At 71.0% G+C, this 20,362-nt stretch carries 23 protein-coding genes and 1 tRNA gene; 14 read left to right on the plus strand and 10 right to left on the minus strand.

Annotation, left to right across the window (positions count from 1 at the left end):
* Positions 1-39 precede the first annotated feature (39 nt).
* From glgB to QM728_RS05335, 4 genes are read right to left on the minus strand one after another with little or no spacing between them, the layout of a single operon-like run.
* Complete coding sequence (gene glgB, locus QM728_RS05320) at positions 40-2,253, minus strand: 1,4-alpha-glucan branching protein GlgB (protein WP_415031003.1); 2,214 nt, start codon at positions 2,251-2,253, stop codon at positions 40-42.
* A complete protein-coding gene (locus tag QM728_RS05325; protein WP_415031004.1) occupies positions 2,250-3,182 on the minus strand; it encodes a lysostaphin resistance A-like protein in 933 nt (310 codons plus the stop codon). Before QM728_RS05325 ends, glgB begins: the two co-directional genes overlap by 4 nt.
* Positions 3,179-5,260 carry an ATP-dependent DNA helicase gene (locus tag QM728_RS05330; protein WP_415031005.1) on the minus strand — a complete coding sequence of 694 codons (2,082 nt, stop codon included), beginning with the start codon at positions 5,258-5,260 and terminating at the stop codon, positions 3,179-3,181. The genes QM728_RS05325 and QM728_RS05330 overlap by 4 nt, the downstream gene beginning before the upstream one ends.
* A complete protein-coding gene (locus tag QM728_RS05335) occupies positions 5,250-6,551 on the minus strand; it encodes a nicotinate phosphoribosyltransferase (protein ID WP_415031006.1) in 1,302 nt (433 codons plus the stop codon). Before QM728_RS05335 ends, QM728_RS05330 begins: the two co-directional genes overlap by 11 nt.
* An 18-nt stretch (positions 6,552-6,569) precedes the next feature.
* Between QM728_RS05335 and clpS the strand changes: the two genes are divergently transcribed.
* The 10 genes from clpS (at position 6,570) to rdgB (ending at position 13,480) form a co-directional block, all read left to right on the plus strand.
* Positions 6,570-6,887 carry an ATP-dependent Clp protease adapter ClpS gene (gene clpS, locus QM728_RS05340; protein ID WP_415031007.1) on the plus strand — a complete coding sequence of 106 codons (318 nt, stop codon included), beginning with the start codon at positions 6,570-6,572 and terminating at the stop codon, positions 6,885-6,887.
* 32 nt (positions 6,888-6,919) lie between these two features.
* Positions 6,920-7,498 (plus strand): DUF2017 domain-containing protein, encoded by a 579-nt coding sequence (locus QM728_RS05345; protein WP_415032838.1) that lies wholly within the window; start codon positions 6,920-6,922, stop codon positions 7,496-7,498.
* Complete coding sequence (locus tag QM728_RS05350) at positions 7,495-8,598, plus strand: P1 family peptidase (RefSeq protein WP_415031008.1); 1,104 nt, start codon at positions 7,495-7,497, stop codon at positions 8,596-8,598. Before QM728_RS05345 ends, QM728_RS05350 begins: the two co-directional genes overlap by 4 nt.
* 16 nt (positions 8,599-8,614) lie before the next feature.
* Positions 8,615-9,094 carry a Mov34/MPN/PAD-1 family protein gene (locus QM728_RS05355; RefSeq protein WP_415031009.1) on the plus strand — a complete coding sequence of 160 codons (480 nt, stop codon included), beginning with the start codon at positions 8,615-8,617 and terminating at the stop codon, positions 9,092-9,094.
* Positions 9,095-9,096: 2 nt separating this feature from the next.
* On the plus strand, positions 9,097-9,372 hold the full coding sequence (locus QM728_RS05360) for a MoaD/ThiS family protein (protein WP_415031010.1): 276 nt from the start codon (positions 9,097-9,099) through the stop codon (positions 9,370-9,372).
* A 3-nt stretch (positions 9,373-9,375) separates the two neighbouring features.
* Positions 9,376-10,347, plus strand: a complete 972-nt coding sequence (locus tag QM728_RS05365) for a PLP-dependent cysteine synthase family protein (protein ID WP_415031011.1) — start codon at positions 9,376-9,378, stop codon at positions 10,345-10,347.
* An 18-nt stretch (positions 10,348-10,365) separates the two neighbouring features.
* Positions 10,366-11,187, plus strand: coding sequence for a glutamate racemase (gene murI / locus QM728_RS05370; protein ID WP_415031012.1), 822 nt, complete (start codon positions 10,366-10,368; stop codon positions 11,185-11,187).
* 89 nt (positions 11,188-11,276) lie between these two features.
* A complete protein-coding gene (locus QM728_RS05375; protein WP_415031013.1) occupies positions 11,277-12,059 on the plus strand; it encodes a cyclic nucleotide-degrading phosphodiesterase in 783 nt (260 codons plus the stop codon).
* Between the two features lie 37 nt (positions 12,060-12,096).
* On the plus strand, positions 12,097-12,861 hold the full coding sequence (rph, locus tag QM728_RS05380; RefSeq protein ID WP_415031014.1) for a ribonuclease PH: 765 nt from the start codon (positions 12,097-12,099) through the stop codon (positions 12,859-12,861).
* 4 nt (positions 12,862-12,865) lie between these two features.
* Complete coding sequence (gene rdgB, locus QM728_RS05385) at positions 12,866-13,480, plus strand: RdgB/HAM1 family non-canonical purine NTP pyrophosphatase (RefSeq protein WP_415031015.1); 615 nt, start codon at positions 12,866-12,868, stop codon at positions 13,478-13,480.
* On the opposite strand, the gene QM728_RS05390 is transcribed toward rdgB, so the two are convergent.
* Positions 13,481-13,966: a DUF488 family protein gene (locus QM728_RS05390; RefSeq protein WP_415031016.1), complete on the minus strand. Its 486-nt coding sequence runs from the start codon at positions 13,964-13,966 to the stop codon at positions 13,481-13,483.
* Positions 13,954-14,352: a RidA family protein gene (locus tag QM728_RS05395; RefSeq protein ID WP_415031017.1), complete on the minus strand. Its 399-nt coding sequence runs from the start codon at positions 14,350-14,352 to the stop codon at positions 13,954-13,956. Before QM728_RS05395 ends, QM728_RS05390 begins: the two co-directional genes overlap by 13 nt.
* A 123-nt stretch (positions 14,353-14,475) precedes the next feature.
* Here QM728_RS05395 and QM728_RS05400 point away from each other — a divergent pair, with 123 nt between their 5' ends.
* Positions 14,476-15,450: a helix-turn-helix transcriptional regulator gene (locus tag QM728_RS05400; protein ID WP_415031018.1), complete on the plus strand. Its 975-nt coding sequence runs from the start codon at positions 14,476-14,478 to the stop codon at positions 15,448-15,450.
* A gap of 16 nt (positions 15,451-15,466) precedes the next feature.
* Here QM728_RS05400 and QM728_RS05405 read toward each other — a convergent pair whose 3' ends face one another.
* The 3 genes from QM728_RS05405 to QM728_RS05415 all read right to left on the minus strand — a co-directional run bounded on the left by QM728_RS05405 (position 15,467) and on the right by QM728_RS05415 (position 18,092).
* Positions 15,467-17,206 (minus strand): DUF222 domain-containing protein, encoded by a 1,740-nt coding sequence (locus tag QM728_RS05405; RefSeq protein ID WP_415031019.1) that lies wholly within the window; start codon positions 17,204-17,206, stop codon positions 15,467-15,469.
* A 134-nt stretch (positions 17,207-17,340) separates the two neighbouring features.
* Positions 17,341-17,685, minus strand: coding sequence for a DUF3817 domain-containing protein (locus QM728_RS05410; protein WP_415031020.1), 345 nt, complete (start codon positions 17,683-17,685; stop codon positions 17,341-17,343).
* Complete coding sequence (locus QM728_RS05415) at positions 17,682-18,092, minus strand: transcriptional regulator (RefSeq protein WP_415031021.1); 411 nt, start codon at positions 18,090-18,092, stop codon at positions 17,682-17,684. The genes QM728_RS05410 and QM728_RS05415 overlap by 4 nt, the downstream gene beginning before the upstream one ends.
* 68 nt (positions 18,093-18,160) lie before the next feature.
* On the opposite strand from QM728_RS05415, the gene QM728_RS05420 reads away from it, so the two are divergent.
* Both QM728_RS05420 and QM728_RS05425 read left to right on the plus strand, forming a co-directional pair.
* Positions 18,161-18,245, plus strand: a tRNA-Leu gene (locus QM728_RS05420).
* Positions 18,245-18,814, plus strand: coding sequence for a hypothetical protein (locus QM728_RS05425; RefSeq protein WP_415031022.1), 570 nt, complete (start codon positions 18,245-18,247; stop codon positions 18,812-18,814). Before QM728_RS05420 ends, QM728_RS05425 begins: the two co-directional genes overlap by 1 nt.
* A 7-nt stretch (positions 18,815-18,821) precedes the next feature.
* On the opposite strand, the gene QM728_RS05430 is transcribed toward QM728_RS05425, so the two are convergent.
* The gene (locus QM728_RS05430) at positions 18,822-19,679 is read right to left on the minus strand and encodes an AraC family transcriptional regulator (RefSeq protein ID WP_415031023.1); all 858 of its coding nucleotides are present in this window, start codon (positions 19,677-19,679) and stop codon (positions 18,822-18,824) included.
* Positions 19,680-19,799: 120 nt separating this feature from the next.
* Here QM728_RS05430 and QM728_RS05435 point away from each other — a divergent pair, with 120 nt between their 5' ends.
* The gene (locus QM728_RS05435; RefSeq protein ID WP_415031024.1) at positions 19,800-20,336 is read left to right on the plus strand and encodes a carboxymuconolactone decarboxylase family protein; all 537 of its coding nucleotides are present in this window, start codon (positions 19,800-19,802) and stop codon (positions 20,334-20,336) included.
* Positions 20,337-20,362 lie beyond the last annotated feature (26 nt).

The raw sequence follows: 20,362 nt of genomic DNA on the forward strand, positions 1-20,362 counted from the left end.
GTGCCCACTCGCTGGAATTTTGGTGCCCACTCGGCGATGTCAGAGCTCGAGCCGGAGCCAGACGCTGGTGTTGGCGGCCAGGGGCAGTGCGATCGAGGTCGCGCGGCCCTGCCAGGGGACCGCGTCGGTCTCGTACACCGCGCCGACCCGCGCGGGCGACGACGTCGCGCCGCCGTAGCGCTCGTCGTCGCTGTCCAGGACCACCCGCCACCGACCCGCCTCGGGCATCCCGACGCGGTACTCGTCGAAGGGTGTGGGCGCGACGTTGAACAGGCAGACCAGCGTCGAGTCGTCGCCGCGTCGACAGAAGCCGAAGACGGGCGAGGCGGCGGATGAGTCGCCCGCGGAGATCCACTCGTAGCCGTCGGTCGAGCCGTCGCGCTCGTGCAGGGCACCGACGGCGCGGTTGAGCGAGTTCAGGTCGCCGACGAAGCGGGCGATGCCGCGGTGCAGCGGCGCTTCGTCGCCCTCGTCGAGTTCGTGCCAGTCGACGCCGCGCTGGTCGGCCCACTCGGCGCTCTGCCCGAACTCCTGGCCCATGAACAACAACTGCTTGCCCGGGTGGCACCACTGGTAGGCGAGGAAGAACCGCACGGCCCGCGCCTTGGTGTCGGCGTCCCCGGGCACCCGCGTCCACAGCGTGCCCTTCTCGTGCACGACTTCGTCATGCGACAGCGGCAGTACGAACTGCTCGGCGAACGCGTACATCAGCGAGAAGGTGACCTCGTGGTGGTGGAAGGCCCGGTCGGCGGTGTCGCGCCGCAGGAACGCGAGCGTGTCGTGCATCCACCCCATGTTCCACTTCAGCGAGAACCCGAGGCCGCCCGCGGCGGTGGACCGCGTGACCCCCGGCCACGACGTCGACTCCTCGGCAATGGTCAGCACGCCGGGGTGCGCCGCGTGCACGACATCGTTCAACTCGCGAAGGAACGCCACCGCCTCGAGGTTCTCCAACCCGCCGTGCACATTCGGCGTCCACTGACCGGGCCCGCGGGAGTAGTCCAGGTACAGCATCGACGCGACGGCGTCCACGCGCAGCCCGTCGAGGTGGAACTCGTCGAGCCAGTACAGCGCGTTGGCGATGAGGAACCCCGCGACCTCGCGCCGCCCGTAGTCGAAGATCAGCGTGCCCCAGTCGGGGTGGTCGCCGCGCTGCGGATCGGCGTGCTCGTAGGTGGGCGAGCCGTCGAACCGTGCCAGCGCCCACGCGTCGCGCGGGAAGTGCGCGGGCACCCAGTCCACCAGCACGCCGATGCCCCGACGGTGCAACTCGTCGACGAGGAAACGGAAGTCGTCGGGAGAACCGAGCCGTGCGGTCGGCGCGTAGAACGAGGTGATCTGGTACCCCCACGACCCGCCGTACGGGTGCTCGGCGACGGGCAGCAGCTCGACGTGCGTGAAACCCGCCGCGGACACGTAGTCGCCGAGCTCGACGGCCAGCTCTCGATAACCCAGGCCCGGCCGCCACGACGGCAGGTGCACCTCGTAGATGCTCATCGGCTCGCGCACGGCGTCGACGGTCGCCCGTCGCCGCACCCAGTCGTCATCGCCCCACCGGTAATCGCCGTCGGCGACGATGACCGACGCCGTCGCCGGCGGGTGCTCGGCGGCGCGGGCCATGGGGTCGGCCTTGTCGACGACGGTCCCGTCGGCCCCGTGGACCCGGAACTTGTAGAGCTCGCCGGCGCGCACCTCGGGGAGGAACACCTCCCACACCCCGCTCGTCCCCAGTCGTCGCATCGGCGCCATGCGCCCTTCCCAGCCCTCGAAATCGCCGACGACGACGATGCCGCGCGCGGCCGGGGCCCACACGCGAAAGGCCACCCCCGCGACCGGCCCGGCGCCGTCGTCGCGCTCGCACACGTGGGCGCCGAGCACCTCCCACAGCCGTCGGTGCCGGCCGTCGACGATCAGCGCCAGGTCGTCGGGGCCCACCGAGGGGGAGAACGCGTAGGGATCGGCGACGGTGAACTCGCGGTCGGGGTCGGCGTAGCGCACCCGGTAGCGGTAGGGCGGTACGGCCGGCAGCGCCAGCGCCAGGACCCACAGGCCGTCGGCCTGCTCGACCATCTCAAACTCGCGTGAGTCGATGATGACGCCCACGCCGACCGCATGCGGGCGCAGGACGCGGAACACGACGTGCCCGCCGACCCGGTGCGCCCCGAGGACCGCGTGCGGATCGGGATGGGCGAGGTCGGCCAGCGCGGCGAGATCGTCGGCGGGCAGCGCCGGGTCGACGCCGGCGCCGCTCATCCGACCGGCTCGGCCGTGCGCCTCGGCAGCAGGTCCCCGCGGCGGTGGGCCGCCGCCATCAGGAACACGCCCAGGGCGGTCCCGATGACGATGAGCACCACCGACCCCTCGATGCCCATGCTGCCGCCGCTGAGCCACGTCGGGCCGCTGAGCTCGGCGGCGAACAGCCCGCGGCCGCTGCCGGTCCCGGAGACGTCGATGCCGAACACCGCCGACATGGTGGCGTTCCAGGCGAGGTGGATGCCGATGGCCAGCCAGAGCCGTCGGGTGAGGAAGTAGGCGCCGCACAGCAGCGGCCCGGCGGCGACCACGATCGACAGCGCGCCCCGGAGCCCGGCGCCCGGGTTGGTGATGTGGATGAAGCCGAAGATCACCGACACGATCGCCGTCGCCCACAGTGCGCCCACGCGTTTGTCGAGCAGGCGCAGCAGGAACCCGCGGAAGAAGATCTCCTCGGTGAACGCGGCGCCGATGCCGATCAGCAGCCCGCTGATGATGCCGCGGCCCAGCGAGACGTCGGTGATGCGGTAGTTGCCGAGGGCCCCGAGGACGGCGACGGCCAGCACGATGGGAAAGGCGCCCAACACCAGCCCGAGGCCGAATTCGCGCGCGGCCCGCGGCCCGCGCAGCTCGTAGGCCCGACGACCGGTGAGCAGCGGGATCAGCGCGAGGAAGCCCGCGACGGAGATGAGCGCCGCCATCGCCAGCCCGACATCGAGGCCGGTCGCCACGCCCGGCGCCCCCGCTTTGAATGTGCAGGCCATCTTCTCGATCCCGACCTCGCGCGCCGAAGCGCCGAGGCAGAAGAGCCCGACCATGAAGCCCGACGTCACCTGGGCGACCACGAAGATCCCGATGCCGACGAGCAGCTGCCACCAGGGCCGCGGCTCGGGCCGCACGCGGTCGGCGGAAATCTCCGGGGCCGTCATGCCGTCAGCCGTTCGAGCGCCGCGAGCACGGTCGCGGTGTCGGTGGTGCGCCAGAACGGGGGCAGCGACGCCAGCAGGTAATTGCCGTAGCGCGCGGTCGCCAGGCGCGAGTCGAGCACCGCGACGACGCCCTTGTCGTCGGTCGACCGCAGCAGTCGGCCGGCGCCCTGCGCGAGCAGCAGGGCCGCATGGTTGGCCGACACCGCCATGAAGCCGTTGCCGCCGGACGCCTCGATCGCGCGGGCCCGGGCGCTGGCCAGCGGATCGTCGGGACGGGGGAACGGGATGCGGTCGATGACGACGAGCGACAGCGACGGCCCGGGGACGTCGACGCCCTGCCACAGCGACAGCGTGCCGAACAGCGACGTTTCCGGGTCCTCGCTGAACTTGCGGACCAGCGTCGACGTGGAGTCCTCGCCCTGGCACAGGATGGTGCGGTCGGTGCGCTCGCGCAGCGCCTCGGCGGCCTCCTGCGCCGCCCGCATCGACGAGAACAGTCCCAGGGTGCGACCGCCCGCCGCGGCGATCAACTTCTCCAGCTCGGCGAGCATCTCCTCCGACGCCCCGCCGCGCCCGGGTGCCGGCAGGTGCTTCGCGACGTACAGGATTGCCGACCGCGGGTAGTCGAAGGGCGACCCGACATCGACGCCGCGCCAGCGCAGCACCTCGTCGTCGGCGGGGACCGCCTTGCCGCTGGCGGTGACGTCCCCGGTCGTGGCGACCTCGGTGCGCGACTGGTTGCCCTCGACGGGCAGGCCCCACGTCGTCGCGAGCGCGTCGAAGGACCCGCCCACGACGAGGGTCGCCGAGGTGAGGATGACCGTCGAGTCGGCGAACAGCGAGGCGCGCAGCAGGCCGCCGACCGACAGCGGCGCGATGCGCAGCACCCGCCGTGACCCCGACTTGGTCCGTTCCTCGGCCAACCACACGACATCGCGGCGCTTCGTGGGGTCCGCCTCCTCAAACGAGGTCAGCACTCGCACCGCGGCGTCGTGCAACTCCTCCAACGCCGTGACCGCGGCCGACCGCGCGGCCGCCGCCTCGCCGTCGGAGTCGCCGGGCGCGCTGCGTACCGGTCCGATCCCGCTGCGCGCCCGCCACAGCCGGTCGCGCAGGCTTGCGAGCGCCGAGTCCCACCCGGTCGGCAGCGACGTCAGCAAGCGGGGCGCGGCGTCCTCCAGCAACTGCTCCAGCAGCTCGCCGCCACCGATGACGTCGTCGACGAGTTCGTCGTCGATCAGCTTCGCCGCGCGCCGGGCGGCCAGAGTGATCGACGCCGCCGACAGCTCGTCGGTGGCCACCGAGGTGATCCGGTCGGTGAGCTCGTGCGCCTCGTCGATGACGACGACGTCGTGGTCGGGCAGGATCGTCGCGGGGGAGAGGGCGTCGATCGCCAGCATCGCGTGGTTGGTGACGACGACGTCGGAGTGCGCGGCCTCGTCCTTGGCCTTCTCGGCGAAGCAGTCGTCGGCGAAGCTGCAATTGGCCGCGCCGAGACACTCGCGCGCGGTGACGCTGACCTGCCGCCACGACCGGTCGCTCACACCCTGCTCGAGGTCGTCGCGGTCGCCGGTCTCGGTATCGGACGCCCACTCGCGCAGCCGCGTCACCTCGCGCCCGGTGCGCGAGAGCTCGAAGGCGTCGAACAGCTCGGAGTCGGGCTCGTCCGCGACGCCGCCGTGGATCTTGTTCAGGCACAGGTAGTTCGACCGCCCCTTGAGGATGGCGAACGAGGGCTCGTCGCCGAGGGGTTTCGCCAGTGCCGCGGCCACCCGGGGCAGGTCGCGCTCGATGAGCTGGCGCTGCAGCGCGATGGTGGCGGTCGAGACGACGACGGTCTTGCCGGAGTCGGTCGCATGGGCAATCGCCGGGACCAGGTAGGCCAGCGACTTGCCGGTGCCGGTGCCGGCCTGCACGGCCAGGTGCTCGCCGGTGTCGATGGCGTGCGCGACGGCGTTGGCCATGCGCACCTGGCCGTCGCGGGTCTGACCGCCGAGGGCCTCGACGGCGACGGCGAGCAGATCGGTGGTCGCCGACGCCAGCGTCGGCTCGGCAGTGTCGGCTGCCTCAGTAGGCATAGCGCGTGGGGATCGCGGGCTCGCCGTGCGAGAGCCCGAGGCCCTCCCACGGGAGGGTGACGAGGGCGCGCTGGAGGTGGTCGCGGCCATCGGTCAGCGACGGCAGGTCGTCGACGGGATCGCCGCCGCGCACCAGCGGGATCTGCAGCGGCGTGACCGTGTGCCCGGCTACCTCGGGTGCGGCCGAGCCGGCGCGGTAGAGCACTTCCTCGGTGACGGTCCCGGTCGGCCGTGCGACGCGGACCGCCTCCTTGGCGCCGCCGTGCGACTCCTTGTGGCTGGAGCGCTTGGCGACGGGGATGCCGTCGATCTCGACGAGCTTGTAGACCATGCCCGCCGTCGGGGCGCCGCTGCCGGTGACCAGGGAGGTGCCGACGCCGTAGAGGTCGACCGGCTCGGCGCGCAACGAGGCGATCGCGTACTCGTCGAGGTCGCCGGAGACGACGATCTTGGTGCCGGTCGCGCCGAGCGAGTCGAGCTGTTCGCGGACCTGGCGGGCGAGGATGCCCAGATCGCCGGAGTCGATGCGCACGGCGCCGAGCTCGGGCCCGGCGGCCTCGACGGCGTTGGCCACGCCCTGGGTGATGTCGTAGGTGTCGACGAGGAGGGTGGTGCCGACGCCGAGGCGCTCGACCTGCGCGCGGAAGGCGTCGACCTCGCGCGGGCCGTCGGGACCGGTGAACAGGAGGGTGAACGCGTGCGCGGCGGTGCCGGCGCTGGGCACGCCGTAGCTGCGCGCGGCCTCCAGGTTCGACGTCGCGGTCACGCCGGCGAGGTAGGCGGCGCGGGCGCTGGCGACGGCGGCGCGCTCGTGCGTGCGGCGCGATCCCATCTCGATCACCGGGCGCGTCCCGGCGGCCGACACCATGCGCGCGGCGGCCGAGGCGATCGCGCTGTCGTGGTTGAGGATCGACAGGATCAGGGTCTCCAGCACCACCGCTTCGGCGAACGTTCCGCGGACGGTGAGGATCGGGGAGCCGGGGAAGTAGAGCTCGCCCTCGCGGTAGCCGTCGATCTCCCCGTCGAAGCGGTAGTCGGCCAGCCAGGCGACGGTCTCGGCGTCGAGGAAACCCGACACCAGCGACAGCTCTTCGTCGGTGAACCGGAAGTCCGCGAGGGCCTCCACGACCCGTCCCGTGCCGCCGACGACGCCGTACCTGCGGCCGTCGGGCAGGCGCCGCGCGAACACCTCGAAAACGCATGGTCGGGACGCCGCCGGGTGGGTGCGCGCCGCCGAGATCATCGTCAGCTCATAGTGATCGGTGAGCAGGGCTGTGCTAGGACGGGTCACTCTCGTTACCCTAGTCTCATGTCCCCCGAGACTGGTGGCGGCGCGGCCGCGCCCGGTGGCGCGACCGTCGCGGAGCCCGAGACCACGGTCGACGACCACGTCGACAGCCCGTGGGTGGCCATCGTCTGGGACGATCCGGTGAACCTGATGCCCTATGTGACCTACGTGTTCCAGAAGCTGTTCGGCTATACCCGGGCCAAGGCGCACGAGCTGATGCTGCAGGTGCACAACGAGGGCAAGGCCGTCGTGTCGTCGGGGACGCGGGAGAAGATGGAGGGCGACGTGCGCAAGCTGCACACGGCCGGCCTCTGGGCGACGATGCAGCGGGACTCGTAGATGGTGGGGGAGCACTGATGCCGCGCCGATTCATGTCCGGCTGGCGCCGCCGGGGCCACGGCGACGACGCGACGCTCAGCACCCACTGCAGCCAGCACGAGTCCGAACTGCTGCAGTCGATCGTCGGGTCGATGTGCGAGCTGCTCACCGAGCGCGCCGACTCCGCGCCGTCGGACGACCTCGCCGCCCTCACCGGGATCCGCACCGGGCACTCGTCGGCGCCGCGCGATGCGACGCTGGGCCGCCTGCTGCCCGACTTCCACCGGCCCGACCAGGACGACGAGATCGGGTGCGACGCCGTCAACGGCGACCTGAACGGCGCGCTGCGCAGCGTCAACGAGCCGCTGATCATCGACGACAAGCTCGCCGCGGCACACACCCTGCTCGACACCGTGCCCGTCGGCGGCGGCCAGATCACGCTCACCGCCGCGCAGGCCGATCAGTGGCTGACCGCCCTCAACGACGTGCGCCTGTCGCTCGGCGCGATGCTCGGCATCACCGAGGACACCCCCGAGGAGCTCGCCGCCGACCACCCGTACGCCGCACACCTGCACGTGTACCGCTGGCTGACCGAGCAACAGTGGCTCCTGGTCGAGGAGTTGATGGAGTGAGCGGCCGCCCGGCGCGCGCGGGGGACCGCATCACCGACGTCGACGGGATCGCCGTCGGCCATTGCTCGCGGTTGGACGACACGGTCGTCGTCGGCACGCCGGACTCGCCCGGCAGCGGCTGGGCCACCGGCACGACCGTCCTCACCGTCCCGTCGGGCGCCGCGGTCGCCGTCGACGTCCGCGGCGGCGGCCCGGGCACCCGGGAGACCGACCTGCTCGATCCGTCGAACACCGTGCAGACCGCGCACGCCATCGTGCTGTCCGGCGGCAGCGCCTACGGCTTGGCGGCGGCCGACGGCGTGATCCGCGGACTCGAGGACCGGGGCGTCGGGCTGCCGATGGACGGCCACGGCCACGTCGTGCCGATCGTCTCGGGCGCGGTGATCTTCGACCTGCTGGTCGGGGACTGGGGCGCACGGCCCGACGCCGGATTCGGCGCCGCCGCCCTCGCCGACGCCGGTGCGGACTTTGCGACCGGCACCGTCGGCGCCGGCACGGGCGCCCGGGCGGGCGTGTTGAAGGGCGGCGTCGGCACCGCGAGTGTGAAGCTGTCCGACGGGCCGGCCGCCGGCATCACCGTCGGCGCGCTCTTCGTCGCCAATCCGGTGGGCGACGTCCTGGATCCGGCGACCGGGCTGCCGTGGGGCGCGGGCGCGGCCGACCTTGACTACTACGGGCTGCGCAAACCGTCGGCGACCGATCGCAAGGCGCTGGCCGCGGCCAAGGCCAAGTCGACCCCGCTCAACACGACCATCGGCGTGGTGGCCACCGACGCCGACCTCGACCAGGCGTCTACCAAGCGCATCGCGATGGCCGCGCACGACGGGCTCGCGCGCGCGATCGTCCCCGCCCACTCGCCGCTCGACGGCGACACGATCTTCGCCGTCGCGACCGGCACCTGCCCCGGCGACGCGCGCGACGCAATACGTGAGTTCACGCCGATCGGAATGAACCCCGACGTCGCGATTGTTACCCAGGTGAGCGCGGCCGCCGCTACGGTGACCCAACGGGCCATCGTGAACGCGGTGCTGGCGGCCGACCCGGTCGCCGACATCCCGTCGCTGCGCGCACTGTTGCCGTCGGCGCTGGCCGCTGGTTGAACGTCAGGGGAGCGCGATGCTGCGGATCGATCGGAGCCTGGTCGAGGCGATGGTCGCCCACGCCCGCGCCGATCACCCCGATGAGGCCTGCGGCGTGCTGCCCGGCCCGGACGGATCCGACGAGCCCGCCCGCATCGTGACGATGATGAACGCCGAGCGCTCGCCGACGTTCTACCGCTTCGACTCCGGCGAGCAGTTGGCCGTCTGGCGCGAGATGGACGAGCGCGACGAGGTGCCCGTCGTCATCTACCACTCGCACACCGCGACCGAGCCGTACCCGTCGCGCACCGATTCGTCGCTGGCCGCCGAACCCGACGCGCACTACGTGCTGATCGGCACCGCCGACCCCGACACCGCGCTGGTCTGCAGCTACCGGATCTCCGACGGCGAGATCACCGCCGAACCGATCACCGTTGTCGGGGAGGGTGCGGGCGAGCCGGCCTTCTCCGTCCCCGCACCGGACTCCGACGACCACCCGGCCCGAGCCAAGGAGTGAGCATGGCTGTCACCGTCTCCATCCCGACGATCCTGCGCCCGCACACCGGCGGCGAGAAGAAGGTGTCCGCCGACGGCGCCACCCTGGGCGAGGTCATCGGCGACCTCGAGTCGAGCTATCCGGGCCTCGTCGGGCGGCTACGCGACGACGACGGCGCGCTGCTGCGCTTCGTCAACATCTACGTCAACGACGAGGACGTCCGCTTCACCGGCGGACCCGACACCGAGATCGCCGACGGCGACGACGTCACCGTGCTGCCCGCCGTCGCCGGAGGCTGATCGGTGGCCCGCTACGCGTCGTTGATCGAATCGGTGGGCCGCACCCCGCTGATCGGTCTGCCGCGCCTCTCGCCGCGGTGGGAGGAAACGGAGGGGAACGAGCACGTCCGCCTCTGGCTCAAGCTCGAGGACCGCAACCCGACCGGATCGATCAAGGACCGTGCCGCGCTGGCGATGGTGGAGGCGGCCGAGCGCGACGGCACGCTGACCCCGGGCGCGACGGTGCTGGAGCCCACGAGCGGCAACACCGGCATCTCGCTGGCGATGGCCTGCAAGCTCAAGGGCTACCGGCTGATCTGCGTGATGCCGGAGAACACGTCGGCGGAGCGTCGCCAGCTGCTCGAGATGTACGGCGCGCAGATCATCTCCTCGCCCGCGGCCGGCGGGTCCAACACGGCCGTCGCGATGGCGAAGGAGCTCGCCGCGCAGAACCCGGACTGGACCATGCTCTACCAGTACGGCAACGAAGCCAACGCCCGCGCGCACTACGAGGGCACCGGGCCCGAGCTGTGGGCCGACCTGCCCGAAATCACGGCCTTCGTCGCCGGACTGGGGACCACCGGGACGCTGATGGGCGTCGGACGGTTCCTGCGCGAGCAGCGCGACGACATCGCGATCGTCGCCGCCGAGCCGCGCTATGGCGACGAGGTGTACGGCCTGCGCAACGTCGACGAGGGCTTCGTGCCGGAGCTGTATGACGAGTCGGTCCTCACCCGGCGCTTCTCGGTCACCGGCGAGGATGCGGTCGCGCGCGTGCGCGAATTGATCGAGACCGAGGGCGTCTTCGCCGGGGTCTCCACCGGCGCGATCCTGCACGCCGGGATGCGGTTGGCCGCCGCCGCGGCGAAGAAGGGCGAGCGCGCCGACATCGCCATGGTCATGCCCGACGCCGGCTGGAAGTACCTGTCCACCGGGGTCTACGGCGCCGACCCGGTGCAGGCGGCCGCCGCCGTCGAGGGCCAGCTGTGGGCCTGAGCGTAGACTCGTCGTCTTGTGAGCGAGGGCAGTCCGATCGGCATTGATCAGCAGGCGCCGATCGGCATCTTCGATTCCGGCGTCGGCGGGCTGACCGTCGCGCGGGCCATCATCGACCAGCTGCCCGACGAAGACATCATCTACATCGGCGACACCGCCAACGGGCCGTACGGGCCGCTCACCATCCCCGAGGTGCGACGGCACGCGCTCGCCATCGGCGACGAACTCGCCTCGCGCGGGGTGAAGGCGATCGTCATCGCGTGCAACACGGCGTCGGCCGCCTGCCTGCGCGACGCGCGGGAGCGCTACGCGCCGATCCCGGTGATCGAGGTCGTGCTCCCGGCGGTGCGCCGCGCGATGGCCACGACCAAGACCGGGCGCATCGGGGTCATCGGGACGGAGGCGACGGTCTCCTCCCGCGCCTACGACGACGCCTTCGCCGCGGCGCCGCAGGCGCAGATCACGTCGGTCGCGTGCCCGAAGTTCGTCGACTTCGTCGAGCGCGGCATCACCAGCGGTCGGCAGATCCTCGGGCTCGCCGAGGGCTACCTCGAACCGTTGCAGCAGGCGGACGTCGACACCCTCGTCCTGGGGTGCACGCACTACCCGCTGCTGTCGGGCGTCGTGCAGTTGGCGATGGGCGATCAGGTGACCCTGGTGTCCAGCGCCGAGGAGACGGCCAAGGACGTGCTGCGCGTGCTCACCGAGCTGGATCTGCTGCACCCGCACTCCGACCGCGAGGCCCGTCGCGTCTTCACCGCGACCGGTGATCCGGAGTCGTTCGCCAAGCTAGCCAAGCGGTTCCTCGGCCCGAACGTCGGCCACGTCGAGCACCTGTAGCGACCCGACGGATCACAGAAGGATTCCAACCCGGCCCAAACCGGCCGAAAGGGCGACAACGGGCGTTGTCGTCGTGGCAGAGTGGTCGCATGCATCTGACAGTCCTTGGATGCTCGGGCAGCGTTAACGGCCCCGGGGCGGCGTGTTCTGGATACCTCGTGTCCGCGCCCGGCGAGCTGCCGGTCCTGATCGACTGCGGTCCCGGCGTCTTCGGCGAGCTGCAGGCCGTCGCCGATCCCAACGACGTCGCCGTCGTGCTCAGCCACCTGCACGCCGACCACTGCCTCGACCTGCCCGCCATGCTGGTGTGGCGCCGCTGGGCGCCGGTTCCGGCAACCGGCCGTGCGCCACTGTGGGGTCCGGAGGGCACCGCACAGCGCATCGGCGCGGGCTCGTCGGAGTTCCCCGGCGAGATCGACGACATCTCCGACACCTTCGAGGTCTCCGAGTGGACCGAGGGCGAGCAGGTGTCGCTGCGCGGGCTGACGATCGAGGCCCGCAAGATGGACCACCCGCCGGCCACCTACGGCCTGCGCGTCACCGGGCCGAATGGCGAGGTCCTCGCCTACAGCGGCGACACCGCGCCCTGCGACCAGCTCGTCGAACTCGCGCGCGGTGCCGACGTCTTCCTCTGTGAGGCGTCGTGGACCCACGACCCGGCCAACCGTCCGCCGCATCTGCACATGTCCGGCACCGAGGCCGGTGAGGCGGCCACCGCCGCGGGCGTCGGGGTCCTCGCGATCACGCATATCCCGCCGTGGACGTCGACGGCCGACATCATGGCCGAGGCGCGCGCGGCCTTCTCCGGGCACATCGAACTAGTCCAGCAGGGCCAGGAGCTCGACGTGTCCGCGGTTGCCACTCGCGCCTGAGCGCCGTTGCGGGGGATGCTGTTCTACAGTTACCCGTGTGACGACACGTGCTGACGGCCGAGCCGACGACGAGCTCCGGCCCATCAAATTCACCCGAGGTTTCACCTCCCATCCGGCCGGTTCGGTCCTGGTCGAGTTCGGCCAGACCAGGGTGCTGTGCACCGCCAGCGTGACCGAGGGCGTCCCGTCGTGGCGACGCGGTTCGGGCCGCGGCTGGCTGACCGCCGAGTACGCGATGCTCCCGGCGGCCACCCACGAGCGGAACTCGCGCGAGTCGGTCAAGGGCAAGGTCGGCGGGCGCACCCATGAGATCAGCCGCCTGGTCGGTCGCTCGCTGCGCGCCTGCATCGACCTGGCCGCCATCGGCGAGAACACCATCGCCCTCGACTGCGACGTGCTGCAGGCCGACGGCGGCACCCGCACCGCCGCGATCACCGGCGCCTACGTGGCGCTCGTCGACGCGGTCACCTACCTGCGCGCCACGGGTGCGCTGGCCGATCCGAAGCCGCTGTCGTGCGCGATCGCCGCGGTCAGCGTCGGCGTCGTCGACGGCCGCGTGCTGCTGGACCTGCCGTACGAAGAGGACTCGCGCGCCGAGGTCGACATGAACGTCGTGGCCACCGATGCCGGCACGCTCGTCGAGGTGCAGGGCACCGGCGAGGGAGCCACCTTCTCGCGGGCCACGCTCGACAAGCTCCTCGACCTCGCCCAGGCCGGTGCCGAGCAGCTGTTCGCGGCCCAGCGCGAGGTCCTCGCCGACGACTACCCGGGCACGCTGCCCGGTGCCTCGACCAAGTCCTGACGGAATGGGTGTGCGCGTCCTGTTGGCGAGCCGCAACGCCAAGAAGTTGGCGGAACTGCGGCGCGTCGTCGACGCCGCCGGGCTGACCGGGATCGACGTCGTCGGACTCGATGACGTGCCCGAGTACCCGGAGGAGCCGGAGACCGGTGCCACGTTCGAGGAGAACGCGCTGATCAAGGCGCGCTCGGGTGCGAAGGCCACCGGGTTGCCGTGCGTGGCCGACGATTCGGGGCTGGCCGTCGACGCGTTGAACGGGATGCCCGGCGTGCTGTCGGCGCGGTGGTCCGGGAGGCACGGCGACGATCAGGCCAACAACGACCTGCTGCTCGGGCAGCTCGGCGACGTTCCCGACGACCGTCGGGGCGCGGCCTTCGTGTCAGCGTGCGCGCTGGTGCTCCCGACGGGGGAGGAGACGGTCGTGCGCGGGCAGTGGCGCGGACGGATCGTCGCCGAGCCGCGCGGGGCGGCCGGGTTCGGCTACGACCCGCTGTTCGTCCCCGACGACGAGGCCGCGGGCGGGCGGACGTCGGCGGAGTTGGCGCCGGCGGAGAAGGACGCGCTCAGTCACCGGGGCAAGGCGCTGGCCCAGTTGCTCCCGGCATTGCGCCGACTGGGCTGACTAGTCCGGTCCCAAGTTCACCACCACGATGCCATGCTGGTCGGCCAGGCGCTGAGCGATCAGTGACCGGTGACAGGCGGGGGCGTCTCGCTCGACACACAGGAGGGCCGTCGGCCCCGATCGGCGCGCGGCCGTGAGTACCGGGGAGAGATCGGCCCGGTCCAGCACCTCAGTCGTGTACCGGAGCCGGTAGCTTTCGGCCAGTTCGCGGCGCGACCGTTTGCCGACTCCCTGCCGGTCGTCCTCGGCGTACTGAAGCTGCCGCAGCTCCGTGGTGGGAGCCAGCTCGCGATGGTGCGCGTAGCCGATCCCCGCGTCGGTCAACGCGGCCTGCAGCCGCTTCGAATTGGCCCACGTGTATGCGGGACCGCGGACGCCGCGTCGTTGGCGGACATCGATGACGAGCTTGATCTGGGTGTCTGCCAAGCAGCGCAGGAAGGACTCGCCGGTGAACCCGTAGACCCCGATGGTCGCTACTTCGAGCACGCGGTGGCCTCGAGCTCGATCAGCTGGCCGGGGATGGCCAGCCGCGTCACGCCCACCATCGTGGTGACGGGTGAGACCTGCGCTTCGCCCAGGCGGGCACCGAGCACGCCGTAGTGCGGCATCAACGCGTCGACGTCCGTGGTGAAGACGTTGAGTCGCACGACGTTGGCGAGTGACATGCCCGCCTCAGTCAGGACGGCTTCGAGGTTCGCGACGGCCAGCTGAAGTTGGCCGGCCATGTCGTCGATGTGCTGCGGGGCGCCGTTCGCGTCGGTCGCGGTTTGGCCCGCGACGAACAGGATTCGGCCGGGTGAGACGACCAGTTCGCCCTGGTTGAAGCCGAACTCCTGCGACCAGGTCGTCGGATTGATGGCGGTGCGCTGCATGGTTGCTCCGTTCGTGATCGGCGCCCGGTCCGGCCGGTTGACCGAGACTCTTCGGCGCCGTGGGAGTAGCCTGGCGAATAATCACGACACCCTATGTCGTGATTATTCGAGAGGATTCTCTCCGTGCGCGCCGACCGCCTGATCTCGCTGGTCCTGCTGCTACGACAGCGCGGCCGGATGACGGCCGACGCCCTGGCCGCAGAACTGGAGGTCTCCACGCGGACGGTCCTGCGCGACATCGACGCCCTCTCGACGGCGGGCGTTCCGGTGTATGCCGAGCGCGGCCGGTATGGCGGTTTCGCCCTGCTGCCGGGATTCCACACCGAGTTGACCGGGCTCAACCACGACGAGGCGTTGGCATTGCTCACGGCGGGCGCCGGTATCACTGCGTTCGGGCTGGGCGGTGCATTGTCATCGGCGATGCGCAAGGTGGTCGATGCCTTACCGGCGGAGAACCGGGCGACCGCCGGCGAGCGGGTCACGCGGCTGCTGGTCGAACCGGAAGCCGACCTGCTGTCCCGCCGTACGGCGGTGGAGGAGATCGATGCCGACGTGATGGGACAGGTGCGGTCGACGGTGCTGAACGGGCGCAAGCTTCGCTTCCACTACGCGGCGCCTGACAAGGCCCCCCGTTGGCACACCGTCGACCCAATCGGCCTCGTCGCCGTTCGTGGCCGCCTCTATCTCCTTGCCCGGAAATCAGGGGAGGACCGCACGTATCGAGTCGCGCGGATGTTGTCGGCGGTCGGTCTGCCCGAATCGGCCGAACGCCCCGCACGGGTCGACCTGGACGAGCTCTGGCGCGAACGCAGCGCCGCGTTCCTCTCCAGCGGTCACATCGAAGTGACGGTGCGCCTCGACCCGGCACGACGTGAGGAACTGTACGAGGCTGCGTCAGCGGTCCGGCTGGTGGAGACTGAGGCCGACGGGTGGTTGCGACTGCAGGTTGAACTGGAGGATCTGCGCCATGCCGTGTGGGTGGCGTGGCAGCTCGACACGGCAATCGAAGTGCTCCATCCGCCCGAGTTGCGCGCAGCCCTGAGTGAACGCGCCGAGGTGCTTGCGGCGCGCTATCGCCGAGGAGCGAAGACAGAGTGAGTCAAGACCGAGTGGGTCAAAAGGGCGGGTCGCCGTCGGTTGCGCGGGGGTTGGTCTTGCGCCGGTGGTACTCGTGTTCGGCGGCTTCCCATTCGCGGGCGAGCCGGTGGGCCCGGTTGGCCTGACGTTCTGCCCGACGCCGGGCGTGCTTGGTTTTGGTGCGGTCGCGCGGCGCCGGGTCTCGATACACCGACCTCGCAAGCTCGGCCGGCACTCGACCACCGGCGGCGCCGCCACTTCGGACGGGTGTGTGCCAACGAATCTCGTCGAGGCGCGGGAACAGCTCGACGTTGGTCTCGGCGGGTCCGGGGCACCGGACGCCTTCCGGGGTGCTGACCTCGGAGACCAGGTGCCCGTCGGGGCCGCGGTATTGGTCGTCGACCCACTCTTCGCCGAAGGTCTTGAGCAGGTGGTGCAGCCGACACTTGGCTGCCAAGCCGTCGGGGGTGGTCTGCCCGCCTCGTTCGGGATGGTCGTGGTCGTACTCGGCGACGTGGTCCAAGTCGCACCGGGATGCCGGCTGGTCACAGCCGGGGGCGGTGCAATACCCGTCGCGGGCCCGTACGAACACATCGAGCGCCGTGGAGGGGCGGTAGGGGTCGGACGGCAGGTGCGTCGGCAAGGCCACCGCTGCGTCGGTGCTGTTGGTGGTGGGTGCGAGGGGGCGGACTCGGGTGTCGTCGCGGTCGATCAGGTCGCGCAGGTGGGCGGCGGAGATGACGCCGTGCCCGTCCATGAACGCTGGCTGGTCGCCCTGGCCGTCGACGGTGGCCCGGTCGGCGATGACGTGCACCAGTACGCGACCCTTGGCGATCGCGGAGTTCTGGCGATCGGCCACCCACGCCGCGAGGGCATCGGGCTCGGGAATGGTCGCGGTACACGGCTCGGTGGTGTCGGTGGCGTGGTCGCAGGTGAACGGGGTGCCGGTCAACAACGCGAACAGGGCGTCGCAGCGCCGCTCGCTCGCGGTGCGACGATCGTGGGGGCACGCCGTGTCGGCGAGCAGGTGCACGCCGCCCAACGCGATCTGGGCGTCGTGGGCGGTCATGGTGGCCCCGAGGGTGGCCATGCCGTCGGCGCCGGGGGCGATCCAGACGGACCGCGATTTCTTCGCCTTCTCGTGGCGGCGGCGCACGGCGTCGGGGTCGTGGCGGAAGACGATCCGATCGACCATGTCGACGAGGCGCTTGTTGGACCACGTCCCGGTGCGTCCGCGCAGCAAGTCGGCGATCGCGGTATCGATGTCCGCCGACCAGGGGTCGATCAGTTCGACGCGGCTGATGATCAGTCGGAACTGGCGGGGCGAGATAGTCCCGTCGCGCAGGCAGGTACCCACTTGCACAAGGCGATCGCGCATGGTGATGGCATCGGCGAGCCAGGATTCGGCGGCGCGCTGGGTGATGCCCCGGGACATGCCGATGCGGGCTGCGGCCTGGGCGTCGACGTCGAGGATTCTGGTCCCGCGGGCGGAGGCTTCGGGCTTTCCGGTGGCCAGCAGTTCGGCGTGCATGGCCCCGATCTCGCGGTACTCGATCCACGCCAACATTGCGGCGGCGGCCCCGCAGTTGGCGAGGACGTCGACGGTCATCTCTGGTTCGCCGAACGCGAAGGCGGCGGGTACCGCCCGGGCGCGTGACTGCCACAGCGCATCATTGGCGACGAATTCGGCCCACATCTCGGCCATGCGAGGGGTGGTCGGGGTGGGGAACGCAGACTCGACCGGCGGCACGTCTGCCGCGGCGGTCGTGGTGTTCATGCTTCGATTGTATCGAACACCTGTTCTAGGCGCAAGGGTAAATATGCAGACGGGAGCACATTTTCGGCTAAGGCACGCTCGGCGAGATTGTGGGCGCGCTCGGCGTCGAACCGGGCGCTGGGGAGGCAGTCGGGTTAGGCGAGCCCGAACTGCTGCTTCACCTCGCGGGTGCGGATGTGCTCGACGTAGAACGACAGGAACGGGATGGTGCCGGCCAGGGCCGTCGCGACGGTCTTGCCGATGCTCCAGCGGGCCTTCTGGGCGAGGTTGACGCAGAAGATCAGGTAGACGAAGTAGACCCAGCCGTGGACGACGCCGACCCAGCCGAAGCCCTCGACGTCGAACCCGTACTTGGCGACCATCTCGCCGACGAGGAACAGCAGCCAGATACCGGTGATCCACGCGAGCACGCGATAGCGGGTCAGCGCGCCGGGGATGGCGGCGGCGTTGGGGGCGACGGTCGGGGACTGTTCGGTCACGTCGGATTCCTATCCACTTTGTTCAGTTTCTTCAGGTACGCGTTGTAGGCCGCCATCTCCTCGTCGGGGACGGCGGTGGCGTCGAGGTCGTCGCGCAGGGCGTCGGCGCTGGGCAGCGTCGGCCGCTCTGGCAACAGGTCGTCGGGGATCTCGGTCTCGCGGCCGGCGGCGAGCTTGGCCTGCTCCTGCGGGTCGCTCTCCAGGGCGACGAAGCGGCGGTAGGCGTAGATCACGGCGACGGCGAACGCGGGCCACTGCAGGGCGTAGCCGAGGTTCTGGAAGGTGCCCGACGCGGACTCGTAGCGGGTCCACTGCCAGTAGGCGAGGGCGAGGCAGACAACGGCCGCTACCAGCGTCAACACGATCAGCGCCGGGCGCTGGCGCTTCGGCGGACGGGGCTGCGACATGCCTTCGACGGTACCCGGTTTAACCGATCGGCAGCCGGGCGCCCTCGGTGTAGTCTGGGCGGCGCTGCGCGCGAGTGGCGGAATTGGCAGACGCGCTGGATTTAGGTTCCAGTGTCCTAGGACGTGGGGGTTCAAGTCCCCCCTCGCGCACCATGAATGATCTGATGCCGGCCGACGCGGCCGCCTTCGACGACGCCTGGCACACGCGGTGGCCCGACGCGCGCCCGGTCGGCTACGAGCTGCGCGACGCGGCGGCGGGAAGCTGGGTGCGGTTCCACAGCCTGCCCGAGTCGAAGCGCTATGCCGAGACCGACGCCGAGCGAGCCGAGGTGCTGCGCCGACATCTCGTCGTCCTGCGCGAACTGTGCGATGCGGCATCGGCCGACCCGGCGGACCTGCGGGTGGTGACCGCGACGTTCTCGGAGTCGGCTGAGCAGCAGTCGTATTGGCAGTCGGTGCGGTTGGACCTCGACGATCCGGAGTCGTGGTGGGCGCACCTGCGTGTCCGTCGGACGGGGCTCGAGTCCGCAGAGCTGCGCGCGCTGTTGCGGCGCGTGGCCGACGACGAGGCGCAGGGCGTGATCATCGCGCCGCCGGACGCCGCGTGGCTGTACCACCCGTACGACGGGGGCGCCGACGTCATCGCGCCCGACGCGCACCTCCGCGACGAGCTCAAGCGAGACCACGCCGACTGGCTGTCGAGTCACCCGTTGGGGCTCTGAGGTCGATCTACCCAACCGCCTGCTCGGCCAGCCAGGCACGGGGCGAGCGGCCCAGGCGCTGGGTGAAGACGCGGGTGAAGGCCGACGGGTTCGAATAGCCCAGCTCGCCCGACGTCACCGACACCGAGGCGCCGCCGCGCAGCTTCTCCTGCGCGACGGTCAGCCGCCAGTCGGTGAGGTAGTCCGCCGGCGTCTGCCCGACCTTCTCCTTGAAGCGCGCGGCGAACGAACTGCGGGACATGGCGGCCGCCGCGGCCATCGACTCGAGCGACCAGTCATCACCGGGCTCGGCGTGCATGGCCATCAGCGCCGGCGCCAACTGGTCGTCGGCCAGCCCCGCGACCAGGCCGACGTCGAGGTGCAGGCGCTCCGGGTGCTCGACGATCCACCGGAACAACTGGATCAGCGCCGCCTCGAAGAGCCGGTCGACGAGGATCCGCTGCCCGCACGCCACCCGGTCGACCTCGGCGAACAGCAGGTCCAGCGTCGGCCGCAGCGACGCCACCTCGTCGAGGGGGAGCACGGTCAACGGCGGCAGGGCGCGCACCAGCGGATGCGTCGGACCGCCGTCGAAGTCCAGCGTCGCGCACGCGAAATCGGAATCCTCGGTGGGCGCGTTGTGGAAGGAGTGCTCGAGCGGGCGCGGGTAGAACAGCAGGCTCGGCTCCTCGACGTGGATGCGCTGCAGACTCCGATCGGCCACGGGGTGCGTCACGTCCATCTCGCCCTCGCGCAGCACGTGCAGGAAGCCGCGCCCCGGCTCCGCCGGCAGCACGGTCACCCCGCACAACGGGCCGGTGTGGAACAGGCGCGTGCGGACCCGGAAGCGCTCCAGCAGCGGTGAGAGACGGTCCAGATCGGCCATCAACCCAGCAAAGCAGACGAATAGGTAAGTAATCAAGACTCTGCGTACTCATTCATCCATCAACACCGGCAATCCTGGAATCACGGCGGGATCAGCCCGCCACGACCAAGGAGGACTGCCATGCCCAACGTTCCGCTCATCGACCGCGCCGCCGCCACCGGCTCCGTCAAGGAACAGCTCGACCAGATCAACGGCGCCTTCGGCACCGTGCCCGCGATGTTCGCCGCCGTCGCCAACTCGCCGGCCGCCCTGTCCAGCATGTGGGGCTCCTTCGGCGCCTTCGGCGGGGGAGTCCTCGGTCCGGCCCTGGGCGAGCAGATCGCCGTCGCCGTCGCCAACCGCAACAAGTGCGAGTACTGCCTGGCCGCCCACACCATGCTGGGCAAGAACGCGGGACTGAGCGCCGATCAGCTCAGCTCCGCCCAGGTCGGCGAATCCGCCGACGCGAAGACCGCCGGGCTCCTGGCCTTCGCCCTCAAACTCGTCGACGAGCGCGGCCTGACCGCGCCCGAGGACGTCGACGCGCTGCGCGGGCTCGGCTGGTCCGACGAGGAGATCGTCGAAACGGTTGGCCAGGTCGCGCTGAACCTCTACACGAACTACATCAACAACTCGCTCGGCATCCCGGTCGACTTCCCCAAGGTCGCGCTGCGCTGACCCGGGCAGCGCAACGAAAAAACGCC

Source organism: Gordonia sp. (in: high G+C Gram-positive bacteria), assembly GCF_047602025.1.
Lineage (GTDB): Bacteria > Actinomycetota > Actinomycetes > Mycobacteriales > Mycobacteriaceae > Gordonia.